Annotated in this window: 10 protein-coding genes; 1 reads left to right on the top strand and 9 read right to left on the bottom strand. The window is 69.3% G+C overall.

What is annotated here, in order from left to right:
- Nucleotides 1-12 precede the first annotated feature (12 nt).
- Genes H5399_RS00815 through gyrB form a run of 3 tightly spaced genes read right to left on the bottom strand, consistent with a single transcriptional unit; the run spans nt 13 to nt 5,538 of the window.
- On the bottom strand, nt 13-873 hold the full coding sequence (locus tag H5399_RS00815) for a DUF3566 domain-containing protein (protein WP_182781133.1): 861 nt from the start codon (nt 871-873) through the stop codon (nt 13-15).
- Entirely contained in the window at nt 866-3,490 is a 2,625-nt protein-coding gene (gene gyrA / locus H5399_RS00810) for a DNA gyrase subunit A (protein ID WP_182781132.1), read from the bottom strand. The genes H5399_RS00815 and gyrA overlap by 8 nt, the downstream gene beginning before the upstream one ends.
- A gap of 50 nt (nt 3,491-3,540) precedes the next feature.
- Nucleotides 3,541-5,538 carry a DNA topoisomerase (ATP-hydrolyzing) subunit B gene (gene gyrB / locus H5399_RS00805; protein ID WP_182781881.1) on the bottom strand — a complete coding sequence of 666 codons (1,998 nt, stop codon included), beginning with the start codon at nt 5,536-5,538 and terminating at the stop codon, nt 3,541-3,543.
- A 336-nt stretch (nt 5,539-5,874) separates the two neighbouring features.
- Here gyrB and H5399_RS00800 point away from each other — a divergent pair, with 336 nt between their 5' ends.
- Nucleotides 5,875-6,624: a sulfite exporter TauE/SafE family protein gene (locus H5399_RS00800; RefSeq protein ID WP_182781131.1), complete on the top strand. Its 750-nt coding sequence runs from the start codon at nt 5,875-5,877 to the stop codon at nt 6,622-6,624.
- 7 nt (nt 6,625-6,631) lie between these two features.
- Here the strand turns inward: H5399_RS00800 and H5399_RS00795 are convergent, their stop codons facing one another.
- The 6 genes from H5399_RS00795 to dnaN all read right to left on the bottom strand — a co-directional run bounded on the left by H5399_RS00795 (nt 6,632) and on the right by dnaN (nt 13,132).
- A complete protein-coding gene (locus tag H5399_RS00795) occupies nt 6,632-8,020 on the bottom strand; it encodes a M23 family metallopeptidase (RefSeq protein ID WP_182781130.1) in 1,389 nt (462 codons plus the stop codon).
- Nucleotides 8,021-8,122: 102 nt separating this feature from the next.
- Nucleotides 8,123-8,758 (bottom strand): SIMPL domain-containing protein, encoded by a 636-nt coding sequence (locus H5399_RS00790; protein ID WP_182781129.1) that lies wholly within the window; start codon nt 8,756-8,758, stop codon nt 8,123-8,125.
- Between the two features lie 16 nt (nt 8,759-8,774).
- On the bottom strand, nt 8,775-9,302 hold the full coding sequence (locus H5399_RS00785; RefSeq protein ID WP_182781128.1) for a DUF721 domain-containing protein: 528 nt from the start codon (nt 9,300-9,302) through the stop codon (nt 8,775-8,777).
- A 596-nt stretch (nt 9,303-9,898) separates the two neighbouring features.
- Nucleotides 9,899-11,050, bottom strand: a complete 1,152-nt coding sequence (gene recF, locus H5399_RS00780) for a DNA replication/repair protein RecF (RefSeq protein WP_182781127.1) — start codon at nt 11,048-11,050, stop codon at nt 9,899-9,901.
- Between the two features lie 8 nt (nt 11,051-11,058).
- On the bottom strand, nt 11,059-11,940 hold the full coding sequence (gene gnd / locus H5399_RS00775; protein ID WP_182781126.1) for a phosphogluconate dehydrogenase (NAD(+)-dependent, decarboxylating): 882 nt from the start codon (nt 11,938-11,940) through the stop codon (nt 11,059-11,061).
- A 31-nt stretch (nt 11,941-11,971) separates the two neighbouring features.
- Nucleotides 11,972-13,132 carry a DNA polymerase III subunit beta gene (gene dnaN / locus H5399_RS00770; RefSeq protein WP_182781125.1) on the bottom strand — a complete coding sequence of 387 codons (1,161 nt, stop codon included), beginning with the start codon at nt 13,130-13,132 and terminating at the stop codon, nt 11,972-11,974.
- Nucleotides 13,133-13,164: the final 32 nt, after the last annotated feature.

Here is a 13,164-nt window from a genome sequence, read left to right as displayed (position 1 = left end):
GTGGGAGCGGGATCAGTCCTCGGCGAGCGTGATCTCCAGGCCGCCCATCACCGTGGCGGCAAGGTTGTACAGGAACGCGAACAGCGTGGCCACGGCCGTGATGATCACGACGTCGACCGCCGCCACCACCGTCGCGAACCCCAGCACGCGCGAGGCGCTGAGGAAGTCCCCAATGTTGAACGCCGTGTCCTGATCCCCGATGAGGGTGTTGATGAACGTGTTGGCGGACTCCAGGGCCCCGGACCCTGCGAGCACCGACCACAGCATGAACGCGGCCACCACCATCATCACGCCGAAGGCGATCGAGAACAGGAACGTGGTCTTCATCACGGACCACGGGTCGATCCGCGACAGCCTCAGCCGCGCCTTCCGGGTCCGACGGCTCGGGTGCGCGGTCCGCGCCTCGGCCTCAGCGGGAAGAGTGCTCGCCACGGGTACGAAGGTGGCGGCGCGCGACGGGGTGGTCACCGCGCCAGGGGACCCACCGGGTACACCAGGCCCCTCGCCCGGGGCCGCCGCGGGCTTGGGCGTCACCGCGACCTTCGCCTTCGCCGCCCACTCCTGGGCGACACGGGCCGCACGCCCGGCCACTGCCGGAATGGTGCGGGTCTGGTCTGCAGCCTCCGCCTGCGGGGCGGCCGAGGCCGGCTCCGAAGGGGCATTCACGGGGGCGGGCGAGAACGACGGCCCGGACGACGGGGACGCCGGCGTGCCCGACGACGGGGCGCTGGACGCATGCGTCGGCCCGTCACCGTTGATCACCGGCACCGCCGGACTGACGGGCGCCGGGGCGTCCGACGGCGCTCGGTGCGGAGAGAAGTCGAGGCCGGAGGCCCCGGAGGCGGATGGCCAGCGCGGCGAGTTCTCACTCATCGGCGCCCTCCTCGCTGTTCGGCTCCTGCTCCGCCTGGCTGGCGGTGCTGACATCTACCGTACTCTCTGCAGCGTCCTCGGCACCCTCGTCCAACTCCGCGTCCTGGTCTGCCGGGGCGTCCTCCAGCTCAACCTCGGACTCGGGGTAGAGCGCGATGGCCCCCACCGAGTCGTCGCCCTTGACGCCGACGAACTTCACACCCATGGTGTCTCTGCCCTTGACAGGGACATCGGCCACCGCCGAGCGGGTCACCTGGCCGGAGACCTTGATCGCCAGCACCTCGTCGGCCTCGCCCACGATGAGGCCGCCCACGAGCGAGCCGCGATCCTCGTTGAGACGCATCGCCTTGATGCCCAGCCCGCCGCGACCCTGCTGCCGGTACGAGTCCACCGGGGTGCGCTTCGCGAACCCGCCGTCGGTCACCGTGAACACGAACTGGCCCTCAAGGTCGTCATCTGCCCGGAGCACCGCCATGGACAGCAGCTCGTCGCCGGAGCGGAACTTCATGCCCGTCACGCCGGAGGTGGCCCGGCCCATCGGCCGCAGCTGCGAATCGTCGGCCTGGAAGCGGATCGCCTGACCCTTGCGCGAGATCAGCAGCACGTCGTCGCTGGCGCTCACCAGGGAGGCGCCGATCAGCTCGTCGGTCTCCTCGCGGAAGTTGATGGCGATCACGCCGGCCTGCCGCGGCGAGTCGTAGGTCTTGAGATCGGTCTTCTTCACCAGCCCGTGCTTGGTGGCCAGCAGCAGGTACTCGGCGTCCTCGTAGCCGCGGATGGCCAGCACCTGCGCGATCTTCTCCTCCGGCAGGAAGCTCAGCAGGCCGGCCACGTGCCCGCCCTTCGCGTCTCGGCCCGCCTCTGGCAGCTGCCACGCCTTGGCGCGGTAGACGCGCCCGAAGTTGGTGAAGAACAGCAGCCACTGGTGGTTGGTGGTCATGAAGAGGTGCTGCACCTCGTCGTCGGCCCGGAGGGTGGCGCCGCGCACGCCCTTGCCGCCGCGCTTCTGCACCCGGTACTGGTCCGCGCGGGTGCGCTTGGCGTAGCCGCCGTGGGTGATGGTGACCACCACGTCCTCGTCGGGGATGAAGTCCTCGTCGGAGAAGTCACCGTCCGCCGCGACGATCCGGGTGCGGCGATCGTCGCCGTACTTGTCGACGATCTCCTGCAGCTCGGTGGCGATGATGGCGCGCTGGCGCTCCTCGTTGGCGAGGATGTCCTTGAGGTCCTGGATCTTGGCCTCCAGCACCAGCAGGTGGTCGATGATCTTCTGCCGCTCGAGCGCGGCCAGACGGCGCAGCTGCATGTCCAGGATGGCGGTGGCCTGCAGCTGGTCGATGTCCAGCAGGTCCATCAGGCCCTCGCGGGCCTCCTCGGTGTTCGGGGAGCGACGGATGAGCGCGATCACCTCGTCGAGGGCGTCGAGTGCCTTGACCAGGCCGCGGTAGATGTGGGCCTGCTTCTCGGCGTCGTCGAGCTGGTACTGCGTACGGCGACGGATGACCTCGAGCTGGTGCTTGATCCACAGCGAGATGAACTGGTCCAGGCGCAGGGTGCGGGGCACCTCGTCGACGATGGCCAGCATGTTGCAGCCGAACGTGTCCTGCAGCGACGTGTGCTTGTACAGGTTGTTCATCACGACGCGCGGCTGGGCGTCGCGCTTGAGCACGATGACGAGGCGCTGGCCGGTGCGGGCGGAGGTGTCGTCGCGGATGTCCGCGATGCCGGTGAGCTTGCCGGCGTTGACCAGGTCCGCGATCCGCTGGGCGAGCGCGTCGGGGTTGCACATGTAGGGCAGCTCGTTGATGACGAGCAGCTGGCGACCCTTCGGGTCCTCCTCCATGTTGATCACCGCGCGCATGGTGACCGACCCGCGACCGGTGCGGTACGCCTCTTCGATCCCGCTGCGGCCGACGATGAGGGCGCCGCCCGGGAAGTCGGGGCCCTGAATGCGGTGCATGGCCGCGTCGAGGAGTTCCTCGCGGGTGGCCTGCGGGTGCGACAGCGCCCACTGCACGGCGTCGTTGACCTCGCGCAGGTTGTGGCTGGGGATGTTGGTGGCCATGCCGACGGCGATGCCGGTGGACCCGTTGACCAGCAGGTTCGGGAACCGGGCCGGCAGGACCACCGGCTCCTGCTCACGGTTGTCGTAGTTGGGGCGGAAATCGACGGTGTTCTGCTCGATCTCGCGCACCATCTCGGCCGCGGGGTTGGCCAGCTTGCACTCGGTGTACCGCATGGCCGCGGCCTTGTCATTGCCCTGGGAGCCGAAGTTGCCCTGCCCTGTGACCAGCGGCAGGCGCATCGCCCACGGCTGCGCGAGGCGCACGAGGGTGTCGTAGATGGCCGTGTCACCGTGGGGGTGATACAGGCCCATGACCTCGCCGACCACGCGGGAACACTTGTTCCAGCCGCGGTCCGGGCGGTAGCCGCCGTCCCACATCGCGTACAGGACGCGCCGGTGGACCGGCTTCAGCCCGTCGCGCACATCCGGCAGGGCGCGCCCGACGATGACGCTCATCGCGTAGTCCAGGTAGGAGCGCTGGATCTCCACCTGCAGGTCGATGGGGTCCACCCGACCGAATGCCGGGGGGGTCAGGGTGCCGTCGTCAGCCATCAGTTCTCAAACCTTCCGAAAATCCACAAACTCTGGGGGGGTGGCGCTGCTCAGATATCGAGGAAGCGCACGTCGCGCGCGTTGCGCTGGATGAACGTGCGGCGCTGCTCGACGTCCTCGCCCATCAGGATCGAGAACATCTGATCCGCCATGGCCGCGTCCTCGATGGTGACCTGCAGCAGGATCCGCTTCTCCGGATCCATCGTGGTGTCCCACAGATCATCTGCGTTCATCTCACCCAGGCCCTTGTAGCGCTGGATGGGGTTGACCTGGGGCAGCTTCTTGCCCTCGGCCAGACCCTTCTCCCGCAGTCCGTCGCGCTCGGTGTCGCCGTAGGCCAGTTCGTGCGCGGCGTTGGTCCACCGCAGCCTGAACAGCGGCGGCTGGGCCAGGTACACGTGGCCGGCCTCGATGAGGGGCCGCATGAACCGGAACAGCAGCGTGAGCAGCAGGGTGCGGATGTGGGCGCCGTCGACGTCCGCGTCCGCCATCAGGACGAGCTTGTGGTAGCGCAGCTTGTCCAGGTTGAAGTCCTCCTGCATGCCGGCGCCGAGGGCGTTGATGATCGCCTCGACCTCCTTGTTGGCGAGGATCCGGTCGATGCGGGCCTTCTCCACGTTGAGGATCTTGCCGCGGATGGGGAGGATGGCCTGGGTGCGGGGGTCGCGGCCGCCTCGGGCCGAACCGCCGGCCGAGTCGCCCTCGACGATGAACAGCTCGCACTCGCTGGGGTCCGTGGACTGGCAGTCCACCAGCTTGCCCGGCAGACCCGAGCCGCCGAGCAGCCCCTTGCGGGAGCGGGCCATGTCACGCGCCTTGCGGGCGGCGATGCGGGCCGCGGCCGCGGACTGCGACTTGCGGACGATGTCCTTGCCCTCGGCCGGGTTGCGCTCGAACCAGTCACCCAGGCGGTCGTTGAGGACGCGCTGCACGAAGGACTTGGCCTCGGTGTTGCCCAGCTTGGTTTTGGTCTGACCCTCGAACTGCGGCTCGGACACCTTGATCGAGACGATGGCGGTGAGGCCCTCGCGGATGTCGTCGCCGGCCACGCGGTCCTCGCGCTTCTTGATCAACCCCCAGGATTCGCCCCAGCGGTTGACTGTGTTGGTCAGCGCCGCACGGAAGCCCTCCTCGTGGGTGCCGCCCTCGTGCGTGTTGATGGTGTTGGCGAACGTGTAGACGCTGCTGGTGTAGGACGTGTTCCACTGCATCGCGATCTCCACACCCATGCCCTGGTCCGGGGCGTGCGCCTCGACGGCGATCACGGTGGGGTGGATGGCGTCTTTACCGGAGGACAGGTACTTGACGTAGTCGGTGAGGCCGTCGGCGTACTGGAATTCGTCGTAAGGGGTGTCGGTCTCCCCCTCGTCGCCGGTGGCCACCTGCCGGTCCGCGCGCAGGTCGATCAGTGAGATGCGCAGGCCCTTGTTGAGGAAGGCCATCTCGCGGAAGCGGGTGGCGAGCGTGTCGTAGTTGTAGCGGGTGGTCTCGAAGATCTCGTTCGAGGCGTAGAACGTGATGGTGGTGCCGGTCTCGGCCGACTCCTCCAGGCGCTCCAACTCGGTCACCGGGACACCGAGATGGAAGGTCTGCTGCCAGCGGTAGCCGTCTCGGGTGACCTCGACGATCAGCTTGTCCGACAGCGCGTTGACGACGGAGGAGCCCACGCCGTGAAGGCCGCCGGAGACCTTGTAGCCGCCCTCGCCGAACTTGCCGCCGGCGTGCAGCACCGTCAGCACCAGCGTGACGGTGGGGATCTTCTCGATCGGGTGCTCCTTGACGGGAATACCGCGGCCGTTGTCCTTGACCCGGACCCCGCCGTCGTCCAGGAGCTCGACGTCGATGGAATCGCAGTAGCCCGCGAGGGCCTCGTCCACAGAGTTGTCCACAATCTCGTAGACAAGGTGGTGCAGCCCGCGCTCGCCGGTGGAGCCGATGTACATGCCCGGGCGCTTGCGGACCGCCTCGAGGCCCTCCAGGACCGAGATCTGATCCGCGTCGTAGAGCCCGGTGACCGTGTTGTCCGCTGAGTCCTGCAAGCCCTCCATGCGCTCACTCAGATTGAAGTCCTCGTCCACCTGCACGTCGTCCGTCACAAAAGCTCCTGTCCACACAAACGGGCGCCGGGCTGGCCGGCGCCGTTGATCGTGCCAATTCTACCGTGTCCGGGCACAAAACCGGACATCGACGGGGGGTCAATGCCGCCTGAAACGGGCCCAGGGCACGATTGGCGCCGATCATGGGGGCAGACGCAAGGTCCCCTATCCATCCGGAGCCGGTAGCGCGGCAAATCGCCGGGAATGGGGCGGGTGGTCGGAGGGTCGATGCATTGGGACGACGGCGGGGCGGTGGAGTAGCCTTCCCGCGACAGAGGGAGTCCCAGCATGGAGTGGACGTGGATCGCGGCGGCAGCGGCTGCCCTCATCATCGGCATCGCCAAAACCAGCTTCGGCGGCCTCGGCTCCCTCGCCGTCGCGCTGCTCGCTCTGGCGCTGCCCACCAAGGAGTCCACCGCCGCCGCACTGCTGCTCCTCATCACCGGCGACATCATCGGCGTGCTGCGCTACCGCCGCTCCGCCGACTGGTCGCTGCTCAAGGCACTCCTGCCCTCGGTCGTGCCCGGAATCCTGCTCGGCGCCCTGTTCATCCAGTTCGTCGACGACCTGGTGCTGCGCCGATCGATCGGCGCCATCCTGCTCGTCTCGGTGCTGCTCCAACTCGTCTTGTCGACCCTGGCCCGACGGCGCGCCCCGGACCCCACCGTCGACGACGGGCCTCCGCATCGGGCGCTGACGATGGGCGCGGGTGTCGCGGCGGGGTTCACGACGATGGCCGCCAACGCCGCTGGACCGGTGATGGCGGTCTACCTCCAGCTGGCGAAGGTGGAGAAGATGCGCTTCCTCGGCACCTCAGCGTGGTTCTACTTCATCGTCAACGTAGCGAAGACGCCCTTGACCGCATCACTCGGATTGTTCACGCCGCAGGTGATGCTCACCGTCGCGTGGGGAATCCCGGTGGTCCTCTTCGGCACGGTGATCGGGGTGGCGCTGATCCACCGCGTGCCACAGAGGACGTTCGACGTGGTGACGCTGCTCACCTCGATCATCGCGGCCGGAGCGCTGCTGATCATCTGACCGGGCGTCACGGCGTAGCTGAGGCGTCCTCGCTGGGCGGGGGCGGTGCATCCGTGGTGGGTTCAGGATCTGCCGGGGGCGGCGGAGGTGGCTCCGGTTCAGGCTCCGGTTCTGGTTCGGGCTCAGGCGCCGGCGGCGGTGGCGGCGGTGACTCCGTCGTGGGGTCCGGCTCTGGAGCCTGGGTGGTGGGCTCGGGAGCTGGGGCCTCGGACGAGGGATCCGGCGCCGTGGACGACGGAGGCGGCGTGCTCTCCGACTCGGTGGCCGAGGGGAGGGGCGAGGTGTCGCTGGGCGATGGTTCGCTTGTGCTGGGGGTGGACGACTCGCTCGCACTCGGAGAATCGCTCGCACTAGGCGAATCGCTGGGGCTGATCGACGGGCTGGGGCTCGCCGACGCCCACGGGCTGAGGCTCGTCGACGGGCTCACGCTCGGGGACGGGCTCGGCTCCCCGGTCAGGCTCGCGATGAGGCTGTCCCACACGCTCTGGGTGGGAACCTCGCTGGCCTCGGCGCTGGGCGACAGGCCCAGGACGAGGCTGGGCGTGGTGGAGGAGCCGTCCACGTCGAGGAAGGCGATGTCCCTCAGGTCCACCCGTGTGGGCTGGCCGTTCAGCCACGGCTCCGGGTCCGTGAACCGGCCGTTGACGATCACCTCGAAATGCAGGTGACAACCGGTGGAGTAGCCGGTGTTGCCCACGCGGCCCACGCCGTCGAGGGCGTCGACCTGCTGCCCCACCCTCACACCGATGGCGGAGAGATGGTTGTAGGTGGTGACCACGCGGTAGCCGGCGAGCATGCCGTGGTCGATCTTGACCTGGACGCCGTTCCCGCCGGCCCAGCCTGCTGAGACAACGCGCCCGGCCGCGGCCGCGCCGACGGGGGTGCCGCACGGGGCTGCGAAGTCCAGGCCGGTGTGCAGCTTCCAGACGCGAAGGATGGGGTGGTAGCGCATCCCGAACACCGACGTCCGGCGCCCGTTGACGGGCATCGAGAGGAGGTCGCCGCCTGCCTTCTCGCCCACGGACCCGATGGCCGTCGCCTCCGGGATGGTCTCCGGCTCTGGCGGTGGCGGAGCCTCGGCGGGCCTGGGTCCATCCAGCGGGACGATCTGCGGAGTAGGGGCGCTGAACGGGTCGAAGCTGCCGGGGGCCTCGTCGAACGACCAGCCTTCGAGGCGGTAGCCCAGCGGACTCGACGGCGAGGCCGTCGACGTGGGATAGGTGACCGGGCCGGGCGCCACCAGCATCACCGGCGGGACCGGGACGGCCTCAATGGCCGTCAGCGGTTCCTGCCCATACGTGACGGCTCCTCCAACCAGGGCCGCCGAGATCGCAGCAGCGACCACCGACGACAGCCCTCGAAGCTTCATCCAGTCCCCCGATACCGGTTGGCTCATACCCGCCCATCGAATCACGCCCAGGGCCGGATGGGAAGGAGTTGGAGCACTGGGTCTGAAAGGGAATTCGCGCCCGGCGTGTCGCGGGTGCCGTCGTCGAGCCTAAGCCGCGGTGAACTCGACGGTCAGGCTCACGGAGATCTCGACATCCTGAGGGTCCAGATCGATCGACGGCGCCGAGTCCATCATCGCCCGCGACGCCTTCCTCGCCGACGCCAACGGCACGATCCCGCCACCCTGGTCCTGCACCGCCACCGCTTCGACGCCTCCCCGGCGCGCCGCCGTCGAGATCCATTCGGCTCGACGGTGGGCATCGTCGAAGGCGTCGGCGAGGGCCCTGGGCTGCACCTCGGCCAGGGTGGAGTCACGGAGGCGCCAGTCCAGCCAGCCCACCTGCACCCCGGGTGTCGCGGCGAGGGTGCCGAGGATGTCACCGAGGGCGGCGAGATCGTCGACGATGAAGGAGCCGCGGACCTCCGCCGTGTGCTGGGGCGCCTGGGGCTGCCCGCGGGTGTTGAGCGGAGTCGAGGTCCACGTGCGGAGGCTGGTGAGCTTGACGTCGCGAACCACCCCTGAGGCGAGGGGCTGCTCGAGTTGTGCCCGGACGCGATCCGTCAGGCCGGCCGTGTCCGCGACGACGGAGTCGCGGTCCGGGCCGGTGAAGCCGACTGTCACGTTGACCGCGACGCACTCCGCCGGGAGCGTGATCCGGCTGGTGCCGGTGACTGTGATGCGCATGCGCTCAGCTTAGGTCTCAGCCGTAGGTGTCGCGGGGGCCGCGACCCTGAACCGAGCGGAGGCCCTTCTTCCAGCTCGGCGGCCTCGGCCCCCGGAACTCGACACGCAACACCGTCTGTTCGCCCAGCGCGCGGTTGAGACGCGCCACGATCTGCGACGCCGCGTACTTCATGGCCGCGGCCCACGCAGTGGAGTCGCAATCCACGATCAGCACCCCGTCGGCGTAGTTGACGGGCGTGGAGTGTTGAGCGTTGGACTCCCCCACCAGTTCGGGCCACCGTCGCAGCACCATCGAGAGGCTGATCCGACGTTGCCAGCCGCGGGCCTGGATGACGGTGTTGAGGACGTCACCGACGCGTTGGGGGTCGCGGTCGTCGGGATGGGCGCCGGAGCGCTGCTGCTCCATGGGGCGCTGTCGGCGGCGCGGGGTCTTCGGCGGCGAGGGTTCCGGAAGGACCACGCCGTAGGCCGCAGACTCGACGGCGGCGCGGGCGATCTCGGAGGCGAGGTCGAGCCCCGTCGGGTCGTGCGCCTCCTCGCTCATGCGGCCGACATTACCCGCCCCGCCGTCGGCCGACCCCGCCGTCGGTGCGGGGAGTCGGGAGTCGAGGCACGGGCGGCCGTTGTCCACGGTTGCACGCACCCGCCAGCTGCTCTCGGGCCCAGTGTCGAGGCCGCCCGTGCCTCGGCTCCCGTCTCCCCGCGCGATTCCCGGTGGCGTGGTCGAGTTCGGGCGCGTGCCGTCAGGGCGGCCATGGCGAGAGCCTGCCCGGGCGGGACGCCAGTCTCGTGACCCTCAGGCTGGGCACCCCGACGCAGAGCCGCCCTACCGTCCCCCACCCTCGCGCCCAACTCGCGTGCCGCGACTCCCGCCGCTTGCCTCACCGTCACTTCTGCTGCCGTAGTCGACACCAGAAGTGACACCCAGCCAACCATGCCGTTGGTCGAAGACTCAGGAGGACGCGACGAGACAGCAGGGCGGTGGGGGGGGGGGGGGGGGGGGGGGGGGGTTTTGGCCGGGGGGGCCGCGCTACGCGCCGCCGCGGGCTTATGGGGCGGCCCGGCCCCCACCACCCACCGCCAAACCCGACCACCACAACCACGGTCAGGTACCGACGCGACGGGGACGGCCGTCGGTCGTCAGGGAGCTAGGGCGGTGACCGTCCCGGCGTCCACGCGGAAGCGACGCTCCGCCGGGAAGTCCGGCACATCCGCCCCGACGGCCGCGGTGATCAGGACCTGCTCGGCGTCCGCGATCGCCGCCGCCAACCGCTCCCGCCGCGACACGTCCAGCTCCGCGAACACGTCGTCCAACACCAGCACCGGCTCCACTCCGTCGTCGCGCACCAACGTGAAACCGCCCAACCGCAGCGCCAACGCCAACGACCACGACTCCCCGTGGGACGCGTACCCCTTGGCCGGCAGCGGTCCGATGGCCAACTCGACGTCGTCGCGCTGCGGGCCCACCAGGGTCACCCCCCGCGACACCTCGTCCCTGCGCACCCGCTCCATCGCCTCGAGCAGCCGGCCGCGCAGCGCCGCCCTCACGTCCGCCTCCCCCGCCACGCCGTCGAGGTCCAGCGCGGTCTTGTACGACGCAGAGATCTGATTGTTCAGCGGCGCGATGGTCTCGTAGGCGCGCTGAGCGTGGGGAACCACGTCCGCCAGGGTGTCCAGCCGGGCGTGCAGCAGCTCGGCCCCCAGGGTGGCGAACTGGCCGTTCCAGACCTCCAGGGTGACGGCCTCGTCGCCGCCGCTGGGCACGAACGACCGGCCCGCCATCGCCTTGAGGAGCGCGTTTCGCTGCTTAAGTACCTTGTCGAGGTCCTGCCGCACGCCAGCCATCCGCGGCCAGCGCGTCACGACGAGGGAGTCCAGCCACGCACGCCGATCCGACGGGTCGTCGCGCACGATCGCCAGGTCCAGGGGCGAGAACACGACGGTGCGCAGCGCGCCGATCAGCTCCCGCGGGCGTCCCAACGGCGCCCGGTTCAGGCGCGCTACGTTGGAGCGGCCATTGGCGATCTCCAGCTCCAGCGAGATCACCCGCGGATCCTCGCGGCCAGCCTGCACCTTGGCCCTCACCACCGCAGTCTCCGCGCCGGCCCGGATCAGCGGCGCCGTGGCCGCCACCCGGTGCGAGGACATGGTGGACAGATATTCGATGGCCTCCACCAGGTTGGTCTTGCCCTGACCGTTGGAGCCGACGAACACCGTGACCCCCGACGACAGAGTCAGCGACGCCTCCGTGTAGTTGCGGAAGTCGATCAGTGCGAGTTCGGTGACGAACACCTACCCAATCAGTCCTTCGACGGCGCGACGGCGTGGCCGCCGAACTGGTTGCGCATCGCCGCGACCATCTTCATGGCCGGCGAGTCGTCCTGCCGCGACACGAACCGCGCGAACAGGCTGGCCGCGATCGTCGGCACCGGGACCGCCAGGTCGACGGCGGCGTTGACGGTCCAGCGGCCCTCGCCGGAGTCCTCCGCATAGCCCTCGATGGCCTCGAGGTGCGGGTCCTCCCCCAGCGCGTAGGTCATGAGGTCCAGCAGCCAGGAGCGGATGACGGTGCCCTCGCGCCAGGACTCGAACACCTGCGGCACGTTGGTCACCACGTCCGAGGCCTCGAGCAGCTCCCAGCCCTCCGCGTAGGCCTGCATAAGGCCGTACTCGATGCCGTTGTGCACCATCTTGGCGAAGTGTCCCGCGCCGCTCTCGCCCGCGTGGACGAACCCGAACTCGCCCTCCGGCTTCAGAGCCTGGAACGCGGGCATGGCGATCTCGATGGCCTCCTTCGGCCCGCCGGCCATGAGCGCGTAGCCGTTCTCGAGGCCCCACACGCCACCCGAGGTGCCGACGTCGACGAAGTGGATGCCCTTGTCAGAGAGGTATGCGGCGTGCTTGGCGTCGTGGGTCCACTTGGAGTTGCCGCCGTCGATGACCACGTCTCCCGCAGATAGCAGGGGCTTCAACGTCTCGATGAGGGAATCCACGGCGTGGATGGGGACCATCAGCCACACCACGCGCGGGCCTGCTCCGAGCTGAGCGACGAGGTCGGCCTCGTCCTTGGCGTCGGAAATGTCCGGGTTGTGGTCCAGACCGACGACCTCCACGCCGCCGCGGCGGAGCCGCTCGCGCATGTTGCCGCCCATCTTCCCGAGGCCGATCAGTCCGATGCGCATGTGTGGCTCCTTCGATGCCTGGATGGTGGGGTCAGCCGGGCAGGCGCATCAGCATGATGACGTGCCTGTAGTCCGTCAGTGGGTCGCCGTCGATGTTGGGGAGGCCCATGATCAGGCAGGGCTTCCCCGGGAGCGTGAACGAGAAGTGGGCGAACGGCGCGTCGAGCGCGGTGAGCGCGTCCAGCAGGTAGTGGGGGTTGAAGCCGGCGTCCGTGATGGACTGGGAATCGCCCACCACCTCCACCTCGGCCTCGATGGCCTCCGAGGCCTGCGCCTGGTCACCGGTGGCGGCCTCGAGCGCGATGTGGTCCTCGTTGATGCGCATCCGCAGCGGCGTGTTGCGCTCGGCCACCAGTGACACGCGCTTCACGGCCGCCAGCAGGTCTGCCGTGTTGACCCGGACGCTGACGGTGGGATCCACGTTCATCAGGTGGCGGACCTTGGGGAACGCCTGGCTGAGCAGCCTCGTGGTGGCCTCTCGGGTGCTCCGGGAGCTCTGCCCGACGAAGCCCGCAAGCCCTTCACCCTCAGCCTCGGTGGTGGACAGCGAGATGGTGACCGTCTCGCCAGAGGTCATGGACTTGGCGGTGTCCGCCAGCACCTTGCCCGGCACGAGCACCGCGCCCTCCACCGACGGGGAGGACGGGCGCCAGGTGAGCTCCTTGAGCGCCATCCGGTAACGGTCCGTGGCGAGCAGCGACAGCTCCTCGCCGTTGATCTCCAGCTTCACACCGGTGAACACGTTGAGCAGCTCATCGCGGCCGGCGGCGACGAAGACCTGACCGACGGCCTTCTCAAACGTGGCCGCGTCCACCGTGCCGGTCTGGCTGGGCATGTCCGGGAGCGTGGGGTACTCCTCCACCGGCAGCGTCTGGAGCGTGAATCGGGCCTGGCCGCAGGTGAGCTCGACCTTCGAGTGGTCCGCGACGAGGTCCACCGGCTTGTTGGGCAGCGAGCGCGCGATCTCCGCGAGCAGGCGACCCGAGACAAGGACGGTGCCCTCGTCGTTGACGGTGGCCGGCAGGGTGACCTTGGCCGAGGTCGTCGAGTCGAAGCTGCTGAGCGTCAGCCCGTTGGCGTCGGCCTCCAACAGCATGCCCGCGAGGATCGGTGCGGTGGGGCGCGTGGGGAGGCTGCGTGCCACCCAGGCCACGGCATCCGCCAGCGCCTCGCGCTCAACTCGAATCTTCACAGGGTTCCCCTTCGATCTCGCTACGTGAACAG

Source organism: Tessaracoccus sp. MC1627, from assembly GCF_014164725.1.
In the GTDB taxonomy this organism is placed as follows: Bacteria; Actinomycetota; Actinomycetes; order Propionibacteriales; family Propionibacteriaceae; genus Arachnia.
This window is presented reverse-complemented; position numbering and strand designations above follow the sequence as displayed.